The sequence below is a fragment of the Frigoribacterium sp. Leaf415 genome (genome assembly GCF_001424645.1).
Lineage (GTDB): Bacteria > Actinomycetota > Actinomycetes > Actinomycetales > Microbacteriaceae > Frigoribacterium.
Window position 1 is genome coordinate 2,403,927 of the sequence record NZ_LMQR01000001.1, and the last position, 26,359, is coordinate 2,430,285.

Sequence of the window (26,359 nt, forward strand, 5' to 3'; positions counted from 1 at the left end):
AGGACTATTCGCCCTTGTTCTTCTGGATGATCTCTTCGGCGACGGCCGAGGGCACCTCTTGGTACGACTCGAACGTCATCGAGTAGACGGCCCGGCCCGAGGTCTTCGACCGCAGGTCTCCGACGTAACCGAACATCTCCGACAGCGGCACGCTGGCCCGAACGACCTTCACACCACTGGCGTCTTCCATCGACGAAATCTGCCCGCGTCGCGAGCTGAGGTCGCCGATGACGTCGCCCATGTATTCCTCGGGCGTACGGACCTCGACCGCCATGAGCGGCTCGAGGAGAACGGGCTGGGCCTTGCGAGCCGCCTCTTTGTAGGCGATCGACCCAGCGATCTTGAACGCCATCTCGGACGAGTCGACGTCGTGCGCCGCGCCGTCGAGAAGCAGCGCGCGGACGCCCACCGTCGGGTAGCCGGCGAGCACGCCGACCTGCATGGCGTCCTGGATGCCGGCATCGACCGAGGGGATGTACTCGCGGGGGATGCGGCCACCGGTGACCTTGTTGACGAACTCGTAGGTCGACTCGGCCGTGACCTCGAAGGGCTCGAGAGCGATCTGCACCTTGGCGAACTGACCCGAACCACCGGTCTGCTTCTTGTGGGTGTAGTCGTAGCGCTCGATGCCCTTCTTGAGGGTCTCGCGGTACGCGACCTGGGGCTTGCCCACGTTGGCCTCGACGTTGAACTCGCGCTTCATGCGGTCGACCAGGATGTCGAGGTGGAGCTCGCCCATGCCCTTGATGACCGTCTGGCCCGTCTCGGCGTTGAGCTCGACGCGGAACGTCGGGTCCTCTTCGGCGAGCTTCTGGATGGCCAGCGACAGCTTCTCTTGGTCGGCCTTCGTCTTCGGCTCGATCGCGACCTCGATGACGGGCTCGGGGAACGTCATCGACTCGAGGACGATCTGGTCGGACGGGTCGCACAGGGTGTCACCGGTGGTGGTGAACTTGAGCCCGATGACGGCGTAGATGTGACCGGCGGTCACGCTGTCGACCGGGTTCTCCTTGTTGGAGTGCATCTGGAAGATCTTGCCGATGCGCTCTTTCTTGTCCTTGGTCGAGTTGATGACCTGGGCGCCGGACTCGATCGAACCCGAGTAGACGCGGACGTAGGTGAGACGACCGAAGAAGGGGTGCACCGCGACCTTGAAGGCGAGAGCCGAGAAGGGCTCGGTCGACTCGGGCTTGCGGATGATGATCTTCTCGGCGTCGCGGACGTCGTGGCCCTCCATCGGAGGCACGTCGAGCGGCGAGGGCAGGTAGTCGATGACCGCGTCGAGCATCGGCTGCACGCCGCGGTTCTTGAAGGCCGAACCACAGAAGATCGGGTAGAGCTCGGAGTTGACCGTCATCTTGCGGACGGCGCCCTTGATCTCGGCGATCGTGAGCTCTTCGCCACCGAAGTACTTCTCGAGCAGCACGTCGTCGGACTCGGCGACCGTCTCGAGGAGCTTGGCGCGGTACTCGGCCGCCTTCTCCTTGAGGTCTTCGGGGATCTCTTCGATCTCGTACTTCGCGCCCAGCTCGACGTCACCCTTGGCGTCGCCGCGCCACGTGAGGGCACGCATCTCGACCAGGTCGACGACGCCCTCGAAGGAGCTCTCGGCACCGATCGGGAGCTGCATCACCAGCGGCTTGGCGCCGAGGCGGTTGATGATCGTGTCGACCGTGAAGTAGAAGTCGGCTCCGAGCTTGTCCATCTTGTTGACGAAGCAGATGCGCGGCACGTCGTACTTGTCGGCCTGACGCCAGACGGTCTCGGACTGGGGCTCGACGCCCTCTTTGCCGTCGAAGACGGCGACGGCACCGTCGAGCACGCGGAGGGAACGCTCGACCTCGACCGTGAAGTCGACGTGGCCCGGGGTGTCGATGATGTTGATCTGGTTCTTGTTCCAGAAACAGGTCGTCGCAGCCGAGGTGATGGTGATGCCGCGCTCTTGCTCTTGCGCCATCCAGTCCATCGTGGCCGCACCGTCGTGGACCTCACCGATCTTGTGGGTGATGCCCGTGTAGTACAGGATGCGCTCGGTGGTCGTCGTCTTGCCAGCATCGATGTGAGCCATGATGCCGATGTTGCGGACCTTGTTCAGGTCGGTGAGCACATCTTGTGCCACGGGTTCCTCCGAAGGGATAGGTGGGGAAGTTGGGGGGACGAGGAGGTGCGGTGCGCGTCGTGCGCACACCGCGCCTCCTCGTGCCGGTTACCAGCGGTAGTGCGCGAAGGCCTTGTTCGACTCGGCCATCTTGTGCGTGTCTTCACGACGCTTGACAGCGGCGCCGAGACCGTTCGACGCGTCGAGGATCTCGTTCATGAGACGCTCGGTCATCGTCTTCTCGCGACGAGCCTTGGCGTAGCTGGTGAGCCAGCGGAGGGCCAGGGTGTTGGCGCGGTGGGGCTTGACCTCGACGGGGACCTGGTAGGTCGAACCGCCGACGCGACGCGAGCGGACCTCGAGGGTCGGGCGCACGTTGTCGAGCGCCTTCTTCAGCGTGGCCACTGCATCTTGGTCGTTCTTGGCGGTGACGCCGGCGAGAGCACCGTAGACGATGCGCTCGGCGAGGCCCTTCTTGCCGTCGAGGAGGATCTTGTTGACGAGCTGGCTGACGATCGGCGCACCGTAGACCGGGTCGGCGACGACAGGGCGCTTGGGCGCGGGTCCTTTACGAGGCATTACTTCTTGTCCTTCTTCGCACCGTAGAGGCTGCGAGCCTGCTTGCGGTTCTTCACGGCCTGGGTGTCGAGGGCGCCACGGACGATCTTGTAGCGCACACCGGGGAGGTCTTTGACACGACCGCCGCGCACGAGCACCATCGAGTGCTCTTGCAGGTTGTGGCCCTCGCCGGGGATGTAGGCGGTGACCTCGGTGCCGTTCGAGAGCTTCACACGGGCGACCTTGCGGAGCGCGGAGTTCGGCTTCTTGGGGGTGGTGGTGTACACACGCGTGCACACGCCACGCTGCTGGGGGTTGGACCGCAGGGCGGGGGCCTTGGTCTTGACGACCTTCGGCGTACGTCCCTTGCGGACCAGCTGCTGAATAGTTGGCACTGGTTCTCCTCGTCGGATCTCGACGCTGTTCTCTCGAACACGCCGAGTCGCGCTGCTCTCGCATCGCTCTGCTCTGTCCGGCTGATCAGCCGGCATCCTCGTCTCGGTGACCGAGACGGTCTGCCCGTCTCGGCCGCGAGGTCGAGGGGGCTTTTATTCGGGCGCGCGGTCAGGCGCACACCCGAAAGAGCTTATCTTGCGGTAGTGCCTTAATCAAATGGTCGAGGGTCGGCGTGCCCCGGGTCGACGCGCGACACGGCGAGCGTGCCCCCGACGACGAGTCCGGCGCAGATCGCCGAGCCGATCACGAACGGCGACACGGCGTACCGGGCGGCGAAGAGCAGCACCCAGACGAGCTCCTCTCGCACGAGGCCGTAGACGACTCCCCCGACGGCGAGCATCAGGACGTACACGAGGGCCGCGGTGACGATCGTCGGGACGAGGAGGTGCGGTGCGGGCCCTCGGGGGCCGACCACCTCGTCACCGGTGCCGGAGCGCGTCCCACCCGAGGCGCCCGGGCGGGCGAACACGGCGGGCTGGGCGGGGAACGTGCCCCGCACCTCCGGAGCCCTGTCGTCGCGGGCGTCGGAGAGCGCCGCCGAGCGCAGCAGCGACAGCAGCACGACGAGCACGGCGGCGGCGACCATCAGGGGGCCGAGCAACGTGCCGGCGTCGGGTTCGTCGATCGGGTCGCGGTCGAGCAGGAGCGCCTCGAAGCCCGCGACCATGATGACGAGCGCACCGAAGAGGACGGTGCCCATGACGGCGTAGACGGCTCGGGACATCCTTCGAGGCTACGCGTCCGCAGGAGGCGCGGTGGCCCTCGGCTGCGCCACCCCGCCACGATGTGGACACGCCGCCACGCTTTCTCGTGGCGGCGTGTCCAGATCGTGGCGTTCTGGGGCGGGCGGTGGTCTGGACCCGGCCTGAGGCGCTTCGCGCTACTGGCCGGCGGCGGTGTCCGAGCTCGTGCCGTCGGCGCCCTCCGCGGTGGCGGCGGGGGTCTCGGCGGCCTGGTCGGCCTGGGTCGCTGCGGCGTCCTGGAGGACGTAGACGAGGCCGCCGACGGTCCACTGGTCGGGGACGCCGGTCGCGTCGCCGGCCTCGGAGCTGCCGGTGCTGGCGAACGTCGTCACGAGGAAGAGCCGCGACCCGCCCTGCAGCTTCGACAGGAAGTCACGGGCCTGAACGTAGCTGCCCTGGATGCTGACCGTGATCGGGATCGACGAGAAGTTCGTCGCGGTGACGAGCGGATCGGTCACGAGGTCGGGGGCGGTGGGCGCGGCCGGGGCGGTGGCGGCCGCGGCGGTACCGCCCGAGTCGGATGCCGCCTCGTCGGTGGCGGCGGGTGCGGCGACGTCCGTGGTCGTGGGCTCGTAGACCGTCGCGTCGGACGAGGTGAATCCCGTCACGGTCGTGCCCGAGGCCCCGGCCAGCTGGTCGAGTTCGGTCAGGAAGGACGACAGGGCGGCCTGGGACGGCACGGACGTGTCGAGCGTCGCCAACTCGGACTTCAGCTCGGAGAGCTTGGCGTTGTCGGCCTCGAGGGTCGCGAGGCTCGCGCGCAGGGTCTCGTTCTGCGCCTCGACGCTCTGCTGTTGCGACTCGGCGGACGAGGCGGCGACGAGTTGCGGCTGCACCCCCACGAGGAATCCGAGGGCCAACACCACGACGCCGGTCAGGGCGGCGGCGATGAGCATCATCCGATTGCGGTCCATGGTCACTCGCCGGCTTTCTGGTCGAAGCGGCCCGAGAAGGCGTCCGCCGTGATGTGCATCGTGATGTCCGCTTTGTAGACGCCTTCCTCGAGGGTCACCGAGCCCGGCTGGGCGTCGGCGAAGCCGGGGAGGGTCGCGAGGCCGTTCAGCCAGTCGGGCACGGACGGCAGGGTCGGGCTGGTCGCCTGGAAGGTCAGGGTCGCGACCCGGGCCCCCTGGAGCGGCGCGGTCGGCTGGGTGTACTGCACGAGGGGCGAGGCCTGGTCGAGCGAGACGCTGATGATCGTCACGCCCACGGGCAGGGTGCCCTGCACCTTCTCGAGGTAGGTCGGCCAGTCGATGTCGGTCGAGCCGCCGACCTTCTGGGCGGCCTCGACCAGGTCGAGCTGCCCCTGCGTGGTCTTGAGGTCCGCGTACTTCGTCTGGGACACGAGGAGGGACTGGGTCTCGCCCTGGGCGGTCATCAGCCCGTCCTCGGCCTGCATGCGCTGCAAGAACGCCGCGCCCGAACCGATGCCGACCACGATGGCGACCACGACGACGCCGGCCCAGACCCGACGGGTCAGGGCGGCGGCGCGACGCTCGGCGCGGACCTCGGGAGGCAGCAGGTCGACGCGAGGCGCGCCTCCTACGGTGATGCCGACGTCTTTCCCACGGGTTCTCATGCTGCGCTCCCCAGGGCCAGGCCGAGGGCCACGGTCAGGTCGGTCGACCGCGACCGCAGGGCGGTCTCGTCGAGGTTCTTCGCGAAGCCCACCGTCGCGAACGGGTCGGCGAGGGCGACCGGCAGGCGGGTGACCTCGCTGAGCGCCTCGGGCAGGCCCGGCAGGGCCGCTCCCCCGCCGGCGATCATGATGCCCGCGACGGTCTCGGTCGGGCGGGTGTTGACGTAGTACTGGATCGTGTTGCGCAGGCTGCCGAGCAACTCGTTGACGGACTCGAAGATCGCGGCCGACGCGGCCTGCTCGTCGGGAGTCGTGACGGTCGTGGCGAGGCCGCGGCCGAACTTGATGCCCTCGGCGACCTGGGCCGAGACTTCGAGCTTCGTCGCGACGGCCTGCGTGACGTCGTCACCGCCCGAGGGGATGATGCGGACGAACTGCGGGACGCCGTCGGCGATCATGATGACCGAGGTCGTGCTGTGACCGATCTCGACGAGCGCGACCGTGCCCGCGATGCGCGGGCGGGTGACGAGGAGGCGCGTGTTCGAGAACGGGATCAGGTCGACCCCCAGCGTGGTCAGGCCGGCGAGCTTGCTGGCCTGCACGTTGCCGAGGACCGCGTCCTTGACCGCCGCGATGAGCAGCCCGTGGACGACGGGACCGTTCTCGCCGAGCCCTTCGGCGTAGGGGTAGAAGTCGAGCAGGGCGTCGGCGACCGGGACGGGGAGCATGTCCTGCACCTGGAACGGCAGCATCTCGCGGATGCGCTTGTGCGAGGCCTTCGGCACCGTCATGTCGCGCGCGAGCACCCGCTGGTTGCCCATGCCCAGCACGACGCGCTTGCTCTTGAAGCCCCCGGCCGACCACAGCTGCTTGAGCGTGCCGGCCATGGTCTGCGACTCGATGACCTCGCCGCGGCTCGCGGCACCGTCGGGCAGGGCGACCTCGCTGAACCGGACGATGGTCGGCTTCGCCTTGTCGACGTCGGCGACCTCGACCGCGCGCACGAAGCGGCTGCCGATGTCGATGCCCACGATGTTCTTGCCCATCAGTTCTGCTCTCTGTCAGCTCGCCGGCTCATGCCAGGCCGAGGAGGGTGAGGTACGCCGTGGCGACGGTGCCGCCGGCGAAGACGCCGACCCAGGTGCCCGCGAGCATCCAGGGGCCGAAGGGGATGCCGCCCGTGCGCTGCACGCGCCGGGTGACGAGGAGGACGATCGCGAAGAGGCCGCCCAGCAGGAAGGCCGCGAAGGCGCCCACGGCGAACTCGCCCCAGCCGAGCCAGGCCAGGTACAGGCCGAGCAGGCCGGCCAACTTCACGTCACCGAAGCCCATGCCGCCCGGGTACGACAGGGCGGCGATCAGGTAGAAGGCGAAGAGGGAGGCCAGGCCGATGGCGGCGCGGACGAGCGCCGGCCAGTCCCCCACGAGGATGCTCGAGGCCGCCAGGAGCGCGCCCCCGACCGCGTAGGACGGCAGGACGATCGCGTTCGGCAGTCGGTGGTGCTCGAGGTCGATCACGGCGAGCGCGACGCTGACGCCGGCCAGCCAGAGGAACGCGACGAGCGCCAGGAGGCGCGACACGAGCGGCAGCGCCTCGGTCGGGACGTCGACGAGCGGCCACAGCCGGGCGGCGACGAGCACGAAGAACAGGCCGGTGGCCAGTTCGACGATCGGGTACCGGGCCGAGATGGACGTGCGGCAGTCGCGGCACTTCCCGCCGAGGGCGAGCCAGCTGACCACGGGCACGTTGTCACGGCGGCGGATCGGCGTCGAGCAGCTCGGGCAGGCGCTCGCGGGTCGCGCGATCGAGATCCCCGCGGGGACGCGGTACACGACGACGTTGAGGAACGAGCCGATGAGCAGACCGAAACCACCAGCCACCAGGACGGCGGTGATCCACGGGGCCGCGATCACGTCGCGGCTCCGGTCGACGTGAAGGCGGCCTTGACCTCGGTCTGCGTGGTGACACCGTACGAGGTGGTGACCGGGCTGAGGAACTTGGGCGGGGCGAGGTACCGCAGGCGCGTGTCGTACGTGTAGGCCTTGATGTAGCCGTTCGACCCGCTGCGGACGACGCCACGGTAGGCCTGCGAGATCGACCCCTTGATGGTCAGCGTGCCCCGGTCGCCACCACGGCCGTAGTTCTGCACGAGGAACGAGTGCTGGACGGAGATGATCGCGGCGTCGATCTCACGGTCACGGTCACCCAGCATCGAACCGCCGAAGACGTTGACCGGGTTGTGCACCCAGGTGACGCCGTCGGAGGCCAGGCCGAGGATGTTCGTGCTCGCGTTCGTGGACGCGTAGGTCAGGTCGCCCGTGACGTAGAGGTAGTTCTTCGCCGCGATGGTCAGCTGCCCCTGGAAGGTGCCCTTGACGAAGGCGTCCCCGCTGCGGGCACCGTAGGCGCAGGCCCCGGAGCCCGGACCGCCGGCCGTGCTCGCGATCGGGACGGACTCGCCGGCCAGGGGGTAGCCGACGTGGTTGTTGGAGCACGAGGTCTCGGTGAGGTCGCCGGTGGAGGCCCACGCGTTGACGTTGGACTTGCCCTTGCCCGACGCGGGCACGGGGATGTCCTGGACGTAGATCAGGTTGTTCGCGGGCACGGTGATGGTCGCGCCGTCGGCCGAGCCGAGCTGCCCCTTCCCCGTACCCGGCGTGCCGCACTCGGGCGGGGTGCTGCCGTCGGTGGCCTCGGCGTTCGCGAGCCGCGTCATCTTCGAGTACGGCGACTTGACGGTCATCTTGCCGTCGGCGGTGAAGACGATGTCGGTCGGCCCGGTGTAGAGGCAGCCGGGGCGCGGCACCTCGGTGGGGATGTCGGTGCGGGTCTCGCGCACCTTGTCGTTGTTGGTGTCGGGCATCTGTACGGTCGCCACCTGGCCGGGGACGCCCTTGTCGAAGCTCTGGCCCGAGCAGGCGCTGTTGTTCGAGTCGACCTTGGCGTACGTGCGTCCGAGGGTCGGGTCGGCCGTGGTCACGACCTCCTTGAAGGTCGCCGAGCAGACGCGCATCGTGTCGTTGGAGTGCGCCGGACCGTAGATCGTGTCTCCACCGCTGAACGCGATCTCGCCGCAGTCGTCCCCCTGGGTGCGTCCTTCCCAGGCGTGCTTCGTGCAGTCCGCGTTCGTGCTGCGGGTGAGCGTGGGGTCCTGGGACTCGATGTCGGTGAAGTACAGGTAGTCGATGAAGCCCTTCTGGCGAAGGTCGGCGATGACCGACCGCGTGGCCGAACCGACCTTGCCCGTCGAACGGATGCGCAGGGCACCCGACCCGACGTACTTCGAGTTGTCGACCTCGTACCGGAACTGCGCGAGGTCGGCGCTGCCCGGCACCGAGGCCCACGAGCCCGAGGGGCCCGAGCCGAAGGCCTTGTTGGCCTGGCTGCCCGAGGGCAAGGTCAGCTTGCTGGCGGTCGCCTTGCTGAACGGGGCGTCGGAGTCGCCGTACTGCTGATAGCTGTTGTCGTTGGCCAGGCGCGACTGGTACTCCTCGACGCCGGCGTAGGCCGCGGCGAGGGCACCGTTGACGTCCTGGTCGCCGTCGGCCTTCTTCAGCCCACTGGTGGCCACGGTGAGGGCGGTGGCGGCCATGATGACCAGCACCATGCCGAAGATGAGGGTGATGGCCATGGCCATGCCGCTCTCGGATGACGGGCCGGCCAGGCCGAGACGGGTGCGCAAGGAGGTCATGTCGTCGCCCCTCCGGCGAGGTTGGACAGCGAGACGGTGTTCTGCAGGGTGACCGCCTGGCTCGACATCGAGCTCGTCCGGTCGATGGTCAACGAGATGGTCACCGCGGCGATGGAGGGCAGCTGCGACGCCGTGAGCGCACCCGAGGCGTCGGGGGTCAGCACCTTGCCGGTGAAGTCGAGGTAGGTGAAGAGCGGCGCACCGCTGCTCGCGGCCGTGACGACGGTGCCGCCGAGGGCGCGCTTGGTCGCCGGCGAGGTGAACTGCCAGAAGTCGGTCTGGAGGGGCGTGGCCACGACGGTGGACGAGCTGAGGGTGCGGTCGGCCTCGACGCGGTAGGTCACGCGCCGCGGCACGGTGGTCAGGGAGTCCGCGGTGTTGACGGCCGTCGTCAGGGTGAGGCTCTCCGTCGTCGCGAGCGTGAACGACGACGCCTCGGTGCCGCCGGGTTGGGCGATCGTGCGGGCGGCGCGGATGGTCCGACTGAGGTCGTTCAACCCGTTCGAGGCGACCCGGGTGTTGGCGTCGATGAAGCGGGCCTGGGCCGTGGCCTTCGTCAACGAGACGAAGGTGGTCGAGACGACCGTGAGGACGATGCCGAAGACCATGATCGCCACGAGCAGCTCGGCCAGGCTGACGCCCTCGTCACGGCGGGCCCGGGCGGTCAGTCGCCGCAGCGCGGTCACTTGGCGGGCCTCGGGTCGAGCGTGACGACGTTGGCGGTGCCGCCGCTGCCACCGAAGATGGCCCCGATGATGCTGCCGATCAACCCGCTGATGGTCAACGACCGGAGGTTCGAGGTCGACGTGCCCGAGCTGATCGCCCAGGTGCCGTAGGGCAGGGCGATCGTCACCTCGTTGGCCGACGTCTTGTTCTTGACCGTGAAGGTGTAGGTCTGGGTGGCGGCACAGCCGGGGTCGCCGTTGAGGGCGGTGGTCGACCGGGCCTGGATCAGGGTGTCGCTGCCCGCGGCGAGCTTCACGGTCGTCACGCCCATCGGCAACGGGTAGGCCGCGGTCTTGTCCGAGGCGGCGACGAACGGCTGGCGCGTGGCCGTCTTGCCGGCGGCGTTGGCAGGCCAGGAGGCCGGGTCGGGTGAGAGGCAGCTGCCGCCGGTCGTGCCGACGGGCAGATACGTGCCGGCGATCAGCTGGTAGCCGGTCGTCAGGGGGAAGAGGTAGGCGTCGCTCACCGGGCCGTTCAGCACGTACGGCTCGGGCCCACCGAGGACGGTGGTCTTGAGGTCGTTCGGCAGCAGGACCGTGCCGCCGGTGTAGTTCGAGGCGTAGCCGAGCTCGAAATCGTCACCCAGGTCGTAGGTGAACGAGACGCCGGCCGTGTCTCCCTTGACGACGACGGTTCCCGTCTTGAACGGCGTCGGCTGCTGCCGGGAGTCGCGGTAGGGCGCGGCGTCGGCCCGCGAGACGGTCACCTTGTAGGAGCCCGGAAGCACCTTGATGGCGACCGCGCAGCCGTCGGCGTTGGTCGCGCCGGGCTTGGAGCCGGAGGTCAGCGCTTTGCCGGGGGTGGTCGAGGCGGTGTCGGGCTCGACCGTGACCACGACGCCCTCGACCGGGCCGCCCTTGGTGTCCTTGACCCCGATGACGATCGTGCCGGTGTCCTGGTCGTTCAGACGGCTGTTGGGGGCCAGGATCGTGTCGCTGCGTACGGGAGAGGTCGCCTTCCGCATGCCCGACCAGGTGACCGCGACCTGGAGGCGCTTGTAGAACAGCGAACCATTGCCCGACGACGCGGACGGGGTGCAGGTCGCGTCCACGCCGGTGGTGGTGATCCAGGCGGCGGTCTGGGCCACGGTGAACGTGGTGCCGTTGACGACGGTCGTCGTCGTGCCCGAGGCCACCGCGACGACGTCGGTCACGGCGCGGGCGACGTCGACGGCCTGCGCGGCGAGGTTGGTGGCGACCTCACGGCTGCGGTTGTCGCTCGACATCGTCAGCGTGGTGCCGACGGCGACGATGGAGCCGACCGTGATGATCGCGAAGACCAGGAGGGCGACGACCACCTCGACGATCGAGAGGCCGGCGTCACGCGCCTCGGGGTCGAGGGGACGGAGACGGGCGCTGAGGCGCTGGAACATGGTGGTTCACCTCCCGGTCGGGTCGAGGGTGTTGCAGAGGATGCTTCAAAGCGGCCAAGGACGTAGATGCCGTCCGTGGCCGCTTCGAAGAGGGACTAGGACTTCTTGGTGAAGACGCCGGCAGCGCAGGTGCCTTCGGCGACACCCGAGGTGTCCGTCGCGCTGAAGTTCTTGCCGGTGGAGCTCGTGCCTTGGATGCAGAACTTGGTGGGCTTCGTCGCGCTGTCGACCGTGTAGACCAGGGTCGTCGTGTCGGCGCTCTTGCTGGAACCGGCGGCGAGGTAGTCGGCCGAGTCGAGGGTGGCGGTACCGGGGAGCGCGCCCGACGTGGCGATGGAGATCACGGCGGTCTTCGCGTTCGTGACGTCGCTCTTCACGGCCGAGTCCTTCGCGTTGTTCTGCACGCCGAGGTACACCGGGATGGCGATCGCGGCGAGGATGCCGATGATGATCACGACGACGAGGAGCTCGATCAGGGTGAAGCCCTTGTCCTTGTCTTCGGCGAGGTTCTGGCGGCGGGCGCTGAGCTTGCCCATGAGGGTGAAGTACATGTCGCTGGTCCTGTTCGGTCGGGTGCGGGGTGGTTGTCTCGGTGTTCGGGTAGGCGGTCACCGAGCTCCCGCCGGGATCGATGGTGCCACCTGGGAAAGTGCCCCAGAATCCCTTGGAAGGGGGGTTTTGGGCCGCGACACGGCCCCAGTTCGGGTATCCCCCGAAAGGCCGAAAACCGCAGGTCAGCACCCGTTTGCGGGGTAGACCGCCCGGTCGCGAGACGTCCGGCACGAGAAGGAGGCGCGAGCCGGCCTCGTGAGCCGACCCGCGCCTCCTGCGGGGGTGCCTGATGTGTTACTTGATCAGCGACGTGATCTGGAAGATGGGCAGGTAGAGCGCCACGATCATTCCGCCGACGACGACGCCCAGGAAGGCGATCAGCAGGGGCTCGATCAGGGCCGTGAGCGACTCGGTCGTCGACTTGACCTCTTGGTCGTAGAAGTCCGCGACCTTCTCGAGCATGGTCTGCAGCGAGCCCGAGTCCTCACCGACCGAGATCATCTGCGTGACCATCGACGGGAAGACCCCCGACTCGGTCAACGGTCCGGCGATGGACTCGCCCTGCCGCACCGACTCGGCCACCTTGACCAGCGCCTCCTCGAGGACGTAGTTGCCCGACACCTCGCCCACGATGCGCAGCGCCGTGAGGATGGGCACGCCGGCCCCGATCATGTTCGAGAAGTTGCGACTGAACCGCGCGATCGCGATCTTGCGGAACAGGGGCCCGAAGACGGGCAGCCTCAGCTTGAGCGGGTCGAGGAACGCCCGCACCCTGACCGAGTTCTTGTTCGTCCGCCACCAGATCGAGAACGCGATGCCCACGACGATGCCGGCCGGCACCACGTACGGCATCGCCCGCGACGCGTAGACGAGCATCATCGTCGGCAACGGCAGCTGCCCGCCGAGGTTCGTGAACATGTCCTGGAAGATGGGGACGATGAACAGCAGCATGATGACGACCGCGAGGAGCGACATCACGAGCACGACGACCGGGTAGGTCATGGCCGACTTGATCGTCGACCGCAGCGCCACCTCCTTCTCGAAGTTCTCGGCCGTCGACTCGAGCGCCTTGTCGAGGAACCCGCCGGTCTCGCCCGCCTTGATCATGTTGATCATCAGCGGCGGGAAGTCCTTGTCGTGCTTGCCGACCGCGTCCGAGAACGAAACGCCGGTCTCGACGTCGTCGCGCACGTCGGCCATGATCTTGGCCAGCCGCTTGTTGTCGACCTGGTCGGCGAGGATCGTCAGGGTGCGCAGCAGCGACAGCCCCGAACCGATCATGGTCGCCATCTGGCGCGACATGACCGCGATGTCCTTCATCTTGACCGCACGGTCGCCGAGCCCGGGGATCGACACCTCGCGCTGCAGGCCGGTGCCGGCGCCCGCCTCGCTGATCGAGATCGGCTGCACGCCCATCGTGCGGAGGCGCGTGATGACCGCGCCCTCGCTCGACGCGTCGACCTTGCCCTTGACGACCTTGCCGGCCCCGTCACGCCCCTTGTAGGCGTAGGCGACTGCCCCGGCCATCAGGCGGCCCCGCCCGAGAACGAGTCGCCGAAGTCGATGCCGCTGTCGAGGCCCTGGCTCTCGGACTTGTTGATCACTCGCGTCACGAGGCGGTCGAACCCTTCACGGTCGTGCACCTTCTCCATCGCGGCCTTGTGCGTCACGACGCCGGTGTTCACCAGGTCGGCGAGCTTCTGGTCCATCGTGTGCATGCCGAGGTCACGGCCCGCCTGCATCGACGAGGCGATCTGGTACGTCTTGCCCTCGCGCACGAGGTTGCCGATCGCGGGGGTCATCATCATGATCTCGGTCGCCACGACCCGGCCACGGCCGCTGGCCTTGGGCAGCAGCGTCTGACAGACGACGCCCTGCAGCGTCGAGGCGAGCTGCGTGCGCACCTGGTCCTGCTGGTACGGCGGGAACACGTCGATGACGCGGTCGATGGTCTGCGCCGCGCTCTGCGTGTGCAGCGTCGCGAAGACGAGGTGACCGGTCTCGGCGGCGGTCAGCGCGACCGAGATGGTCTCGAGGTCGCGGAGCTCGCCGATCAGGATGACGTCGGGGTCCTGCCGCAGCACGTGCTTGAGCGCCGCCGCGAAGCTGTGGGTGTCGTGCCCGACCTCTCGCTGGTTCACGAGCGACTTCTTGTGCTGGTGCATGAACTCGATCGGGTCCTCGACCGTCACGATGTGGTCGGCCCGCGTGCGGTTGACGAGGTCGATCAGCGCCGCGAGGGTCGTCGACTTGCCCGAACCCGTGGGGCCCGTGACGAGCACGAGACCGCGCGGGAGCTTGGCGAAGGTCGACACCGACTCGGGAACGCCCAGGTCGCCGAGCTGCTTGATCTCGGTGGGGATCAACCGGAAGGCCGCCCCCAACGAGCCGCGCTGCTGGTAGAAGTTCACGCGGAAACGCGACTCGTCCGAGAGCGAGTAGGCGAAGTCGAGCTCGAGCTCGTCGTCGAACCGCTGCTGCTGCTCGGGCGTGAGCAGGCTCTCCAGCGCCGTGCGGACGATGGCCGCGTCCCAGACGGTGCCGCCGGCGAGGGCCGGTCGCAGGTCACCGTCGACGCGGATCGTCGGCATGGCGTCGGTGGTGACGTGCAGGTCGGACGCGTTCTGCAGCACGACCTGGATCAGCGCCGAGACGAGCCCGGCGTGCGCGTGGTCGCGAGGGTGGCGGTGCAGCTCGATGCCGTGGAAGTCGGCGGCGGCCTCGGGGGTCGTGAGGACGGCGGTCGGCGCGTCGGCGGCGACGTGCTGCGGGGCCGGGGCGTCCCAGGGCGCCACCGCGGACGGGGCCGCCGGGACGCCGTCGGCGGTCGGGAAGACGACGCCCTCGGCGGCGAACGGCGAGGCGGACGAGCTCGTCGCCGTCGTGCCGGCCGTCGCCGGGATCGCGACGGTGGGGGCGGTGGCGGCGAGGTCCGTCGCGGAGCCGGCCCGCGCCTCCTGCGTGGGGGTCGCCTGAGCCCGGGAGGCGCGGATCGGCTCCTCGAAGCGGGGGTCGACCCAGCCGGCTCGCGGCGTCGAAGGCAGCACGTGGCCGGCGGGCGGCGGGCTGAGCGGTGCCGGGGAGGCTGCCGTGGGCCCTGCGGCCGCGGGCGGCGTGAGCACGGAGGAGGGCGCGGAGACCGACGACGGGGCCGCGGCCGACCGGGGAAGGACCGGCGAGGGGCCGGTGTCGGGGACGAGCAGGGCCTCCTGGTCGGCGAGCGCGGCCTTGTCGACCAGGGCCTCGGCCAGCCGGGCGGCGCGACGGCTCGAGGGGGCGCGCGTCGGCGTCCACCCCATGACCGGGTCCTGTCCACCGTCGAGGCTGTAGACGGGCGCCGGGGCGGTGCCGCCGGCGGACGCGGGGGCGGGCGGGAAGGGCGACGCCGAGGACACGTCGGCCGGAGCCGGCGACGGCGCGGTCGCCGTGGTGGCGGCGGCCGTCCTGATCTCGTCGCCGGGACGCCCGGGGGTCCAGCTTCCGGGAGCGGCGTCGGCTGCCGCGTCGTCGGGGAGGTCGTAGATCGAAGCGCTCATGAGAGGGCCTCCTCGTTCTCGGTCCGGGCTCGGCCGGAGGCGGGCGTCACGCGACGACCCGCAGGATCTCTTCGACGCTGGTCAGGCCGAGCTTGGCCTTCGCCCAACCGTCCTGACGCAGGCTCAACATGCCCTGCTCACGGGCGACCCGACCGATCTCGGCGCTGGACGCGCGGGCGACGGCGAGGCGTTCGATCTCTTCCGAGACGCTCATCACCTCGTGCAGTGCGATGCGACCGCGGTAGCCCGTGTTCGAGCACTGCTGGCAGCCCACCGGCTGGTACACCGTGGGGTTCTCGTCGGGCCCGACGCGGAACTTCAGGTGCGCCAGCTGCAGCGGCGAGTAGGCCGTGGGCGTCTTGCACCGGTCGCAGAGCCGACGCGCCAGGCGCTGGGCGACGACGCAGTCGATGGCCGACCCCACGAGGAAGGGCTCGATGCCCATCTCGGTGAGGCGGGTGATCGCGCTCGGGGCGTCGTTCGTGTGCAACGTGCTCAGCACGAGGTGGCCGGTGAGCGACGCCTCGATCGCGATCTGCGCCGTCTCGTGGTCGCGGATCTCGCCGAGCAGGACGACGTCGGGGTCGGACCGCAGGATGCTGCGGAGCGCACTCGCGAAGGTCAGGCCCGCCTTGGGGTTGACCTGCACCTGGTTGATGCCCTTCATGCGGTACTCGACCGGGTCCTCGACCGTGATGACGTTGATCTCGGGACGGGCGACGGCGTTGAGCGTCGTGTACAGCGTCGTCGACTTGCCCGAGCCCGTGGGGCCGGTGACGAGGATCATGCCGTAGGGCTTCGAGTACGACTCGGCGTAGACGTCGAAGTTGCGCTCGAGCAGGTTGAGGTCGCGCAGGCTCATCGAGGTGTTCGAGTTGTCGAGGATCCGCATGACGACCTTCTCGCCCCACACGGTCGGCAGCGTCGCCACCCGCAGGTCGATCTGGCGCCCGCCGTGGCGCACCGACATGCGGCCGTCCTGCGGCTTGCGGCGCTCGGCGATGTCGATCTCGCTCATGATCTTGAGACGCGAGATGACGCCGTTCTGGATCGCCTTCGGTGCCGGCTGCATCTCGTGCAGCACACCGTCGATGCGGTAGCGGATGCGCACGTCGGTCTCGGACGGCTCGATGTGGATGTCGGAGGCGTGGTCGGTGATCGCCTGGCTGACGAGCAGGTTGACGAACCGGACGATCGGCACGTCGTCGTCCGGGCCGTCGGTGATGTCGGCGGCCGTCTCGTGCGCCCTCTCCTCTTCGAGGGTCGACGTCAGGTCGTTCAGCTCGTCGTCGGCGCGGAGGTAGCGGTCGATGGCGGCGCGGAGGTCGTTCTTCTCGGCGACGACGGGGTCGACGCCCATGCGCAGGCCCGCGCGGACGTCGTCGATGGCGAAGACGTCGCCCGGGTCCTCCATGGCGAGGATCAACGAACCGTCGCGCACGCCGATCGGCAGGACCTTGTGCCGTCGGCACACGGCCGCGGGCACCATCGTCACGGCCGAGCGGTCGACGGGGTAGTCGATCAGCTCGACGAAGTCGAGGTCGGCGGCGGTGGCCCGGGCCCTCGCCACCTGCATCTCGGTGACGACGCCTCGCGAGAGGAGGTCGCGGATCGACGCCTCTTCCTCGGCCGGGCCGCGCGGGATCACGTCGAGCTGCTCGATCGGCAACAGCCCGTGCAAGATCAGGATCTCGGTCATGGAAGCCACGCGTACCTCCTCGGAAGTACAGGGCCTCGGGGGTAGGACGACGAGGCCGTTCGACGCTCGGGGTCGGGACCGAGCTTGCCTCACGCTACGGCCGGGACGTCGTCGCCGGCACGTCCCAGAGCGGGTGCCCCTCGAAGGGGTGCGACGGTCGATCCGGGTCGGACTCAGTACGCGCGCACCACCGTGGCGGAGCGCCTCGCGGCGACGAAGCCTGCCCGGTCGTACAGGCCCAGGGCGCCCGTCGGGCTCACGGAGTCGACGTCGAGCACGGCCACCTCCAACCCCTCGGCGACGTGCGCCCCGAGAGTCGACGCGAGCAAGGACTGCGCGAGGTGCCGTCCGCGCCAGGAGCGCCGGACGCCCACGTACTCGACGTAGGCGCAACGCCGCCCCAGGGCCGCCCAGTCCTCGGGGTCGACGTCGCTCAGCACGAACGCCACGACCTGCTCGGCGGCCTCGGGGTCGTCGAGCGGACGGGCGACGGCGAGCAGCGAGAGGTCCTGGCGGAACGTGCTGGCACCGACCATCCGACCCCAACGGTCCTCGCTCGTCGGCTGGCTGCCCCAGTGGTCGCGGAAGGCGTCGTTGCGGGCCTGACGTGTGGCCTCGACCCACTCGTCGGTCATCGTGACCACGCGGACGGCCGGGTCGAGCGCGACGTCGACGATCGGTTCCGACAGGTCGCGCCGCAGCTCGGTCCACCATCGCGCCTCGTCGAACCCCGCCCGTCGGAACAGCGCCCGCGAGGCGACGGCGTCCTCTTCTACATCGGTCACGAGCCCCGCCGGGAGCACCTCGTCGCAGGTCGCGAGGTGCTGCTCGCCCCGGGCGCACTGCCAGTCGAGCAGGCGCCCACCGATGCCCTCGCCGCGACGGTCGGGAGCGACCCCGCCGTCGACGCCCACCCGAACCATGCTGACCCGGGTCGGGGCGAGGTGGCTGAGCCCCCAGGCGACGAAGCGCCCGTCCGGAGCGACCCCGACGATGCTGTCCTTCGCGAGATCGATGTCGACCGCCGTCAGGTCGTCCCGCACCACCTCGAGCGATCGGCCCCGGTCGGGGTGGTCGACGGCGCCGATGCGGGCGCAGAGCTCGTGCAGCGGCACGAGGTCGTCGAGGGTGAGCGGCCTCCAGGTGACGCCCGCGACGGACTCGGGCAGGGTCACGTCGGCGGTGGCCGTCACCCGCTCGTGCACGGGGCGGTCGGCCGTGCCGATGCTGACTCCGTCGGCGGCCTCGCCCGGGGCGACGACGACCGGGGAAGAGGTGGCCGGCGATCCGACGGCGGCGCCTACAGCGGCTGAGGTCATGGTGGCGGTCTCGTCGAACTGGTCGTCAGGCATTCGTCCATCCTGCCGGGTCGACTCCCGCCGTCGCCTCAGCCCGGCGGGGGAACGACGCCCTCGCATCCTCGGGCCGACCAGCACGGACGAACGGCCGGCAGCATCCCGCCCCGCGCCTCCTCCCCGCACCCCGCACCTCCCGCGCCTCCGCCGTGCCGCGCCCTCGCCCCGCACTCCCACGAGCCGATCCCGACCTGACCCTGGCCGGAAGACGTGCAATTCCCGACAGCTCGTCCCCGACACGCCGCCCATCTCGGCGTCGAACGCCCCGCCGAGCCCTGACTCGTCGCGAATTGCACACATGGACGGGACCGCCCGCGGGACGACGAAGGGCCCCGGTCCGCACGAGGTGCGGGCCGGGGCCCTTCGAGGCGAGGCCTTCAGGAGGCGCGGTGTGGGTCAGACCCTCACCGCGCCTCCTTGCGGGGTTCTCAGTTGTAGGTGCCGGGCGTGAAGTCGTCCGACGAGAACGAGTCGAAGTCCACGAAGCTCAGGTCGGCTTCGTTGAACGACGCATCGTCGGTGAAGACGCGGTTGGGGTACCGCTCGGCCTTCGCCTCTTCCGTCGCCTCGACCGACACGTCGCGGTAACGCGACAGGCCGGTGCCCGCGGGGATGAGCTTTCCGATGATGACGTTCTCTTTCAGACCGACCAGCGGGTCGCTCTTGCCTTCCATGGCCGCCTGCGTCAGGACGCGGGTCGTCTCTTGGAAGGACGCGGCCGACAGCCACGACTCGGTCGCCAGCGAGGCCTTCGTGATGCCCATGACCTCTTGGCGAGCGGACGCGGTCCGCTTGCCCTCGGTCAGTGCCGCACGGTTGATCTCGTTGTACTTCGACCGGTCGACGAGCTCACCGGGCAGCAGGTCGGTGTCGGCGTGGTCGACGACGGTGACCTTGCGGAGCATCTGACGGACGATGACCTCGATGTGCTTGTCGTGGATCGGCACACCCTGCGAGCGGTAGACGTCCTGGACGCCACCCACGAGGTGCTGCTGCACCGCACGGACGCCCTTGACGCGAAGGACCTCCTTCGGGTCCACCGCACCGGCGATGATCTGCTCACCGAGCTCGACGTGCTGACCGTCCTCGACGAGGAGGGTCGAACGCTTGAGCACGGGGTAGATCACTTCTTCGTCGCCGTTGTCGGGCTGCAGGATGACGCGGCGAGCCTTGTCGGTGTCCTCGATTGTGATGCGACCTGCCGAGTCGGCGATCGGGGACGCACCCTTGGGGGTACGCGCCTCGAACAGCTCGGTCACGCGGGGCAGACCCTGCGTGATGTCGTCGGCCGAGGCCGAACCACCGGTGTGGAAGGTACGCATGGTCAGCTGCGTGCCGGGCTCACCGATCGACTGGGCCGCGATGATGCCGACGGCCTCACCGATGTCGACCAGGTTGCCGGTGGCCAACGAGCGGCCGTAGCACTGGGCGCAGACACCGACGGCGGCCTCACAGGTGAGGACGGAGCGGACCTTGATGGTCTCGACACCGGCCGCCACGAGCTCGTCGATCAGCACGTCTCCGACGTCGGCGCCGGCCTCGGCCAGCACCGTGCCCTTGGCGTCCACCGCGGCTGCCGCGAGCGACCGTGCGAACACGGTGTTCTCGACGGTCGCGTCGCGCACCATGACGCCGTTGGCGTCGGGTGCGGCGATCGGCATCTCGAGGCCGCGCGAGGTGCCACAGTCGTCTTCACGGATGATGACGTCCTGCGACACGTCGACGAGACGACGGGTCAGGTACCCCGAGTCGGCCGTACGGAGGGCCGTGTCGGCCAGACCCTTGCGGGCACCGTGCGTCGCGATGAAGTACTCGGCCACCGACAGACCCTCGCGGTACGAGGAGATGATCGGGCGGGGGATGATGTCACCCTTCGGGTTGTTCACCAGGCCTCGCATGCCGGCGATGTTGCGCACCTGCAGCCAGTTACCACGTGCCCCGGACGTCACCATGCGGTTGATGGTGTTGTCGATCGGGAAGTTCGCCCGCATCTCGGCGGCGACCTCGTTCGTGGCCTCCGTCCAGATCTTGATCAGGTCGGCACGACGCTCGGCGTCGGAGATGAGGCCCTTGTCGAACTCGGACTGCACCGCCGCGGCCTGCTTCTCGTAGCCCGCGACGATCTCGGGCTTGCGCGGAGGCGTGAGCACGTCGGACAGCGCGACGGTGACACCCGAACGCGAGGCCCAGTAGAAGCCCGCGTCCTTGATGTTGTCGAGGGCTGCCGCGACGGCGACCTTCGGGTAGCGCTCGGCGAGGTCGTTGACGATCGTCGAGAGCATGCCCTTGTCGGTCACCTGCTGGACGAACGGGTAGTCCGCCGGCAGGTTCTCGTTGAAGAGCGCACGACCGAGGGTCGTCTCGAGCAGGATGTCCTGCCCGACCTCGTAGCCCTCGGGAGCTTCGCCCTCGGCGAAGTGCACGCCGTTCATGCGGATCTTGACCATCGCGTTGAGGTCGAGCGAGCCCTGGTCCTTCGCGAGGATCGCCTCGGCGACCGACGAGAAGGCACGGCCTTCACCCTCGGCACCTTCGGTGACCGTCGTCAGGTAGTGCAGACCGATGATCATGTCCTGTGCGGGCAGGGTCACCGGGCGGCCGTCGGACGGCTTCAGGATGTTGTTCGAGGCGAGCATCAGGATGCGCGCCTCGGCCTGGGCCTCGACGGACAGCGGCAGGTGCACGGCCATCTGGTCACCGTCGAAGTCGGCGTTGAACGCCGCGCAGACGAGCGGGTGCAGCTGGATGGCCTTGCCCTCGACCAGCTGGGGCTCGAACGCCTGGATGCCGAGACGGTGCAGCGTGGGCGCACGGTTCAGCAGCACGGGGCGCTCGCGGATGATCTCTTCGAGGACGTCCCAGACCTGCGGACGCGAACGCTCGACCATGCGCTTGGCCGACTTGATGTTCTGAGCGTGGCTCAGGTCGATCAGGCGCTTGATGACGAACGGCTTGAACAGCTCGAGGGCCATCTGCTTGGGCAGACCGCACTGGTGCAGCTTGAGCGTCGGGCCGACGATGATGACCGAACGACCCGAGTAGTCGACGCGCTTGCCGAGCAGGTTCTGGCGGAAGCGACCCTGCTTTCCCTTGAGCATGTCGCTCAGGGACTTCAGGGCGCGGTTGCCGGTACCGGTGACGGGACGACCGCGACGACCGTTGTCGAACAGGGCGTCGACGGCCTCTTGCAGCATGCGCTTCTCGTTGTTCACGATGATCTCGGGGGCACCGAGGTCGAGCAGGCGGCGGAGGCGGTTGTTGCGGTTGATGACGCGACGGTAGAGGTCGTTCAGGTCGCTGGTCGCGAAGCGGCCACCGTCGAGCTGCACCATCGGGCGCAGCTCGGGCGGGATGACCGGGACGACGTCGAGGACCATGGCGGCCGGCGAGTTGCCGGTGGCCAGGAACGAGCTGACGACGCGCAGGCGCTTGATGGCGCGGATCTTCTTCTGACCCTTGCCCTCGGAGATCTGCAGGTGGAGGTTCTCGGCCTCGGTGGTGAGGTCGAAGGCCTCGAGGCGCTTCTTGATCGCCTCGGCGCCCATGTGGGCCTCGAAGTAGATGCCGAAGCGGTCCTGCAGCTCGTGGAAGACGGCGTCCTCGGGCTTGAGGTCGCCGACCTTGAGGTTGCGGAAGTCCTCCCACACGCGCTCGAGGCGGTTGATGTCCTCGTCGAACGACTTGCGCGTCTGCGACATCTCTTTCTCGGCGCCGTCCTTCGCACGACGCTTCTGGTCGCTCTTCGCGCCTTCTTCCTCGAGGACGGCCAGGTCGTCCTCGAGCTTCTTCAGGCGGTCGGCGATGCGCGTGTCGCGCTGCGACTCGAGCTGCTTGATCTCGAGGCGGAGCTCGTTCTCGAGTCCGGGCATGTCGGCGTGACGGCCCTCTTCGTCGATCGAGATGACCATGTAGGCCGCGAAGTAGATGACCTTCTCGAGGTCCTTCGGGGCCATGTCGAGCAGGTAGCCCAAGCGCGAGGGGACGCCCTTGAAGTACCAGATGTGCGTGACGGGGGCGGCGAGCTCGATGTGGCCCATGCGCTCACGACGCACGGACGACTTCGTGACCTCGACGCCGCAGCGCTCGCAGACGATGCCCTTGAAGCGGACGCGCTTGTACTTGCCGCACGCGCACTCCCAGTCACGCGAGGGCCCGAAGATCTGTTCTCCGAAGAGACCGTCCTTCTCGGGCTTCAGCGTGCGGTAGTTGATGGTCTCCGGCTTCTTGACCTCACCGTGCGACCAGGCGCGGATGTTCTCGGCAGTGGCGAGGCCGATCCGCAGCTCATCGAAAGTTGTTGCTTCGATCAAAATTTAATCCCTTGTCAGATGTATCGACGTGTCGTTGTGGGAAGGGGGCTTAGATCTCGTCGACGTTCGACGATTCGAAGCGGGAGGAGATGTTGATGCCGAGCTCTTCGGCGGCACGGAAGACCTCGTCGTCCGTGTCGCGCAGGCTGACCGTCTGGCCGTCGGCCGAGAGGACCTCGACGTTCAGGCACAGCGACTGCATCTCTTTGATGAGGACCTTGAAGCTCTCGGGGATGCCGGGCTCCTGGATGTTCTCGCCCTTGACGATGGCTTCGTACACCTTCACGCGGCCGAGGATGTCGTCCGACTTGATGGTCAGGAGCTCTTGCAGCGCGTACGCGGCGCCGTAGGCCTCGAGGGCCCAGACCTCCATCTCGCCGAAGCGCTGGCCACCGAACTGTGCCTTACCACCCAGCGGCTGCTGCGTGATCATCGAGTACGGGCCCGTCGAGCGCGCGTGGATCTTGTCGTCGACGAGGTGGTGCAGCTTCAGGATGTACATGTAACCGACCGAGATCGGGTTCGGGAACGGCTCACCGGAGCGACCGTCGAACAGGCGCGCCTTGCCGGACGAACCGATCAGACGCTCACCGTCGCGGGTCGGCAGGGTCGAGTCGAGCAGACCCTCGATCTCGCGCTCGGCGGCACCGTCGAACACCGGGGTGGCGACCTTCGTGCCGGGAGCGGCGCTGAGCGCCTCTTCGGGCAGGTTCTTCGCCCACTCCTGGACGCCTTCGACGTTCCAGCCCTGCGCCGCGATCCACCCGAGGTGGATCTCGAGCACCTGGCCGAAGTTCATCCGGCCGGGGACACCCAGCGGGTTGAGGATGATGTCGACCGGGGTGCCGTCCGCGAGGAAGGGCATGTCCTCGACGGGGAGGATCGTCGAGATGACGCCCTTGTTGCCGTGACGACCGGCGAGCTTGTCACCCGCGGTGATCTTGCGCTTCTGGGCGATGAACACGACCACGCGCTGGTTGACGCCCGAGCCGAGCTCGTCGTCGCCGTCCTGCGAGTCGAACACCTTGACGCCGATGACCGTGCCCTGCTCGCCGTGGGGCACCTTCAGGGACGTGTCGCGGACCTCACGGCTCTTCTCGTTGAAGATCGCACGCAGCAGACGCTCTTCGGCACTGAGCTCGGTCTCGCCCTTGGGCGTGACCTTGCCGACGAGGATGTCGCCGGGGCGCACCTCGGCACCGATGCGGATGATGCCGCGCTCGTCGAGGTCGGCCAGCAGGTCGGGGCTGACGTTGGGGAGATCACGGGTGATCTCTTCCTTGCCGAGCTTCGTGTCGCGGGCGTCGACTTCGTACTCTTCGATGTGGATCGACGAGAGCGTGTCGTCCTTGATGAGGTTCTGCGACAGGATCATCGCGTCCTCGTAGTTGTAGCCCTCCCACGGCATGAACGCGACGAGCAGGTTCTTGCCGAGTGCGAGCTCGCCGTTCTCGGTCGCGGGACCGTCGGCGATGACCTCGCCGACCTCGACGCGCTGGCCGGCGTCGACGATCACACGGTGGTTGTAGCTGGCGCCCTGGTTCGAGCGGTCGAACTTGCGCAGGAAGTAGTCCTGCGTGCCGCCGTCGTCGAGCTGGACGGTGACGACGTCGGCCGACACCTCGGAGACCACGCCCGCGGCGTCGGCGGTGACGACGTCACCGGCGTCGATCGCGGTGTAGCCCTCCATGCCGGTGCCGACGAGGGGGCTCTCGCTGCGGACGAGCGGGACGGCCTGACGCTGCATGTTGGCACCCATGAGGGCGCGGTTCGCGTCGTCGTGCTCGAGGAACGGGATCAGCGACGTGGCCACCGACACCATCTGGCGCGGCGAGACGTCCATGTAGTCGACCTCGGCCTTGTCGACGAGCTCGACCTCGCCGCCCTTCTTGCGGACGAGCACCTTGTCGTCGACGAAGTCGAACTTGTCGTCGAGGGGGGCGTTCGCCTGGGCGACGACGTAGTCGTCTTCTTCCGAAGCGGTGAGGTAGTCGATCGTCGTGGTGACGTTGCCCTTCTCCACGCGACGGTACGGCGTCTCGATGAAGCCGAACGAGTTGATGCGCGCGAAGGACGCGAGCGAACCGATCAGACCGATGTTCGGGCCTTCAGGGGTCTCGATCGGGCACATGCGGCCGTAGTGCGAGGGGTGGACGTCGCGGACCTCGACGCCGGCGCGCTCACGCGACAGACCGCCGGGGCCGAGCGCGCTCAGGCGACGCTTGTGCGTCAGACCCGAGAGCGGGTTGTTCTGGTCCATGAACTGCGACAGCTGCGAGGTGCCGAAGAACTCCTTGATCGCGGCGACGACGGGGCGCACGTTGATCAGGGTCTGCGGCGTGATCGCCTCGATGTCCTGGGTGGTCATGCGCTCGCGGACGACGCGCTCCATGCGCGACAGACCGGTGCGGACCTGGTTCTGGATCAGTTCGCCCACCGCGCGGATGCGGCGGTTGCCGAAGTGGTCGATGTCGTCGACGTCGAGGCGCAGCTGGACGGGCTCGCCGTCGCGCGTGCCGTTCATCGTCTTCTCTTCGGCGTGCAGCGACACGAGGTACTTGATCGTCGCGACGATGTCGTCGACGGTCAGGACCGAGTCGCCCAGGGGCGCGTCGATGCCGAGCTTGCGGTTGATCTTGTAGCGACCCACCTTCGCCAGGTCGTAGCGCTTGTGGTTGAAGTAGAAGTTGTCGAGGAGCGCGCGCGCGGCCTCGGCGGCGACCTGCTCGCCCGGACGGAGCTTGCGGTAGATGTCCTTGAGCGCCTCTTCCTTGGTGAGGATGGCGTCCTTCTCGAGGGTGGCCTCGATCGAGGCGAAGCCCTTGAACTCCTCCATGATCTCTTCGCTCGTCAGGCCGAGGGCCTTGAGGAAGACGGTCACGCTCTGCTTGCGCTTGCGGTCGATGCGGACGCCGACCTGGTCGCGCTTGTCGATCTCGAACTCGAGCCAGGCACCGCGGCTCGGGATGACGCGAGCCGAGTAGATGTCCTTGTCGCTGGTCTTGTCTGAGGCGCGCTCGAAGTAGACGCCCGGGCTGCGGACGAGCTGCGAGACGACGACACGCTCGGTGCCGTTGATGATGAACGTGCCGCGCTCGGTCATGAGCGGGAAGTCACCCATGAAGACCGTCTGGGTCTTGATCTCACCGGTGAGGTGGTTCATGAACTCGGCGTTCACGTAGAGCGGCGCGGCGTAGGTCTTGCCACGCTCTTTGCACTCGTCGATCGTGTACTTGGGCTCTTCGAGCTCGGGGGCCGTGAACGAGAGCTGCATGGTCTCGCCGAGGTCTTCGATCGGCGAGATCTCTTCGAAGATCTCTTCCAGGCCCGAGTGGAGGGCCAGGTCGGTGCGACCCTGCTCGGTCGCCTCGGCGAGGCGGTCCTTCCAGATGTCGTTGCCGACGAGCCAGTCGAAGCTCTCGGTCTGGAGCGCCAGCAGGTCGGGGACCGTCAGCGTGTCGGTGATCTTGGCGAACGAGAGCCGCGATGCGTTGCGACCGTTCTTGGGCGAGTTGGTGGATGCGTTGTTCGCAGCAGCCAAGGAAGTAACCTCCGTGGACCCCGTCGGGTCATCACTGTCGGACAGTATGTGGTGAGTGAGTGAACGGCCCTACCCGGCGGACACCATCCACCCCGCCGTCATATTCGGGGGTGGGTGTCTCGAGACGTTGTCGACCGCAATA

General features: G+C 68.4%; 18 protein-coding genes. All 18 read right to left on the reverse strand.

Annotated features, from left to right (window positions below):
• Positions 1-4: 4 nt before the first annotated feature.
• Positions 5-2,119: an elongation factor G gene (gene fusA / locus ASG28_RS11110; RefSeq protein WP_043593376.1), complete on the reverse strand. Its 2,115-nt coding sequence runs from the start codon at positions 2,117-2,119 to the stop codon at positions 5-7.
• Positions 2,120-2,206: 87 nt separating this feature from the next.
• Positions 2,207-2,677 carry a 30S ribosomal protein S7 gene (gene rpsG, locus ASG28_RS11115; RefSeq protein ID WP_043593378.1) on the reverse strand — a complete coding sequence of 157 codons (471 nt, stop codon included), beginning with the start codon at positions 2,675-2,677 and terminating at the stop codon, positions 2,207-2,209.
• Entirely contained in the window at positions 2,677-3,051 is a 375-nt protein-coding gene (gene rpsL, locus ASG28_RS11120; RefSeq protein WP_043593380.1) for a 30S ribosomal protein S12, read from the reverse strand. Before rpsL ends, rpsG begins: the two co-directional genes overlap by 1 nt.
• Positions 3,052-3,260: 209 nt before the next feature.
• Positions 3,261-3,836, reverse strand: coding sequence for a DUF6121 family protein (locus tag ASG28_RS11125; protein ID WP_055975043.1), 576 nt, complete (start codon positions 3,834-3,836; stop codon positions 3,261-3,263).
• A gap of 156 nt (positions 3,837-3,992) precedes the next feature.
• Positions 3,993-4,769, reverse strand: coding sequence for a hypothetical protein (locus ASG28_RS11130; RefSeq protein ID WP_055975046.1), 777 nt, complete (start codon positions 4,767-4,769; stop codon positions 3,993-3,995).
• Between the two features lie 2 nt (positions 4,770-4,771).
• Positions 4,772-5,434, reverse strand: a complete 663-nt coding sequence (locus ASG28_RS11135) for a hypothetical protein (RefSeq protein ID WP_055975049.1) — start codon at positions 5,432-5,434, stop codon at positions 4,772-4,774.
• On the reverse strand, positions 5,431-6,480 hold the full coding sequence (gene pilM / locus ASG28_RS11140) for a type IV pilus assembly protein PilM (protein ID WP_055975052.1): 1,050 nt from the start codon (positions 6,478-6,480) through the stop codon (positions 5,431-5,433). The genes ASG28_RS11135 and pilM overlap by 4 nt, the downstream gene beginning before the upstream one ends.
• A 28-nt stretch (positions 6,481-6,508) precedes the next feature.
• A complete protein-coding gene (locus ASG28_RS11145) occupies positions 6,509-7,348 on the reverse strand; it encodes a prepilin peptidase (protein WP_235477764.1) in 840 nt (279 codons plus the stop codon).
• Positions 7,345-9,126, reverse strand: coding sequence for a hypothetical protein (locus ASG28_RS11150; protein ID WP_055975057.1), 1,782 nt, complete (start codon positions 9,124-9,126; stop codon positions 7,345-7,347). Before ASG28_RS11150 ends, ASG28_RS11145 begins: the two co-directional genes overlap by 4 nt.
• A complete protein-coding gene (locus ASG28_RS11155) occupies positions 9,123-9,812 on the reverse strand; it encodes a PulJ/GspJ family protein (protein WP_055975060.1) in 690 nt (229 codons plus the stop codon). Before ASG28_RS11155 ends, ASG28_RS11150 begins: the two co-directional genes overlap by 4 nt.
• Positions 9,809-11,224 (reverse strand): type IV pilus modification PilV family protein, encoded by a 1,416-nt coding sequence (locus ASG28_RS11160; protein WP_055975062.1) that lies wholly within the window; start codon positions 11,222-11,224, stop codon positions 9,809-9,811. The genes ASG28_RS11155 and ASG28_RS11160 overlap by 4 nt, the downstream gene beginning before the upstream one ends.
• A 95-nt stretch (positions 11,225-11,319) precedes the next feature.
• A complete protein-coding gene (locus ASG28_RS17020; protein ID WP_055975065.1) occupies positions 11,320-11,775 on the reverse strand; it encodes a type II secretion system protein in 456 nt (151 codons plus the stop codon).
• A gap of 295 nt (positions 11,776-12,070) precedes the next feature.
• Positions 12,071-13,303: a type II secretion system F family protein gene (locus tag ASG28_RS11170; protein WP_055975067.1), complete on the reverse strand. Its 1,233-nt coding sequence runs from the start codon at positions 13,301-13,303 to the stop codon at positions 12,071-12,073.
• Positions 13,303-15,312, reverse strand: coding sequence for a PilT/PilU family type 4a pilus ATPase (locus ASG28_RS17055; RefSeq protein WP_304437827.1), 2,010 nt, complete (start codon positions 15,310-15,312; stop codon positions 13,303-13,305). Before ASG28_RS17055 ends, ASG28_RS11170 begins: the two co-directional genes overlap by 1 nt.
• A gap of 46 nt (positions 15,313-15,358) precedes the next feature.
• Entirely contained in the window at positions 15,359-17,020 is a 1,662-nt protein-coding gene (locus ASG28_RS11180) for a GspE/PulE family protein (protein ID WP_055975071.1), read from the reverse strand.
• Positions 17,021-17,184: 164 nt separating this feature from the next.
• Complete coding sequence (locus ASG28_RS11185) at positions 17,185-18,363, reverse strand: GNAT family N-acetyltransferase (protein ID WP_055975073.1); 1,179 nt, start codon at positions 18,361-18,363, stop codon at positions 17,185-17,187.
• Positions 18,364-18,794: 431 nt separating this feature from the next.
• Positions 18,795-22,676: a DNA-directed RNA polymerase subunit beta' gene (locus ASG28_RS11190; protein WP_055975076.1), complete on the reverse strand. Its 3,882-nt coding sequence runs from the start codon at positions 22,674-22,676 to the stop codon at positions 18,795-18,797.
• A gap of 49 nt (positions 22,677-22,725) precedes the next feature.
• Entirely contained in the window at positions 22,726-26,217 is a 3,492-nt protein-coding gene (gene rpoB, locus ASG28_RS11195; RefSeq protein ID WP_054145403.1) for a DNA-directed RNA polymerase subunit beta, read from the reverse strand.
• Positions 26,218-26,359: the final 142 nt, after the last annotated feature.

Coding starts and splice junctions, on each gene's coding strand:
- ASG28_RS11160 (WP_055975062.1), bottom strand. CDS start 11,224: ATGTTCCAGCGCCTCAGCGCCCGTCTCCGTCCCCTCGACCCCGAGGCG.
- ASG28_RS11170 (WP_055975067.1), bottom strand. CDS start 13,303: ATGGCCGGGGCAGTCGCCTACGCCTACAAGGGGCGTGACGGGGCCGGC.
- ASG28_RS11135 (WP_055975049.1), bottom strand. CDS start 5,434: ATGAGAACCCGTGGGAAAGACGTCGGCATCACCGTAGGAGGCGCGCCT.
- ASG28_RS11150 (WP_055975057.1), bottom strand. CDS start 9,126: ATGACCTCCTTGCGCACCCGTCTCGGCCTGGCCGGCCCGTCATCCGAG.
- rpsG (WP_043593378.1), bottom strand. CDS start 2,677: ATGCCTCGTAAAGGACCCGCGCCCAAGCGCCCTGTCGTCGCCGACCCG.
- ASG28_RS11130 (WP_055975046.1), bottom strand. CDS start 4,769: ATGGACCGCAATCGGATGATGCTCATCGCCGCCGCCCTGACCGGCGTC.
- ASG28_RS17055 (WP_304437827.1), bottom strand. CDS start 15,312: ATGAGCGCTTCGATCTACGACCTCCCCGACGACGCGGCAGCCGACGCC.
- pilM (WP_055975052.1), bottom strand. CDS start 6,480: ATGGGCAAGAACATCGTGGGCATCGACATCGGCAGCCGCTTCGTGCGC.
- ASG28_RS11185 (WP_055975073.1), bottom strand. CDS start 18,363: ATGCCTGACGACCAGTTCGACGAGACCGCCACCATGACCTCAGCCGCT.
- ASG28_RS17020 (WP_055975065.1), bottom strand. CDS start 11,775: ATGTACTTCACCCTCATGGGCAAGCTCAGCGCCCGCCGCCAGAACCTC.
- ASG28_RS11125 (WP_055975043.1), bottom strand. CDS start 3,836: ATGTCCCGAGCCGTCTACGCCGTCATGGGCACCGTCCTCTTCGGTGCG.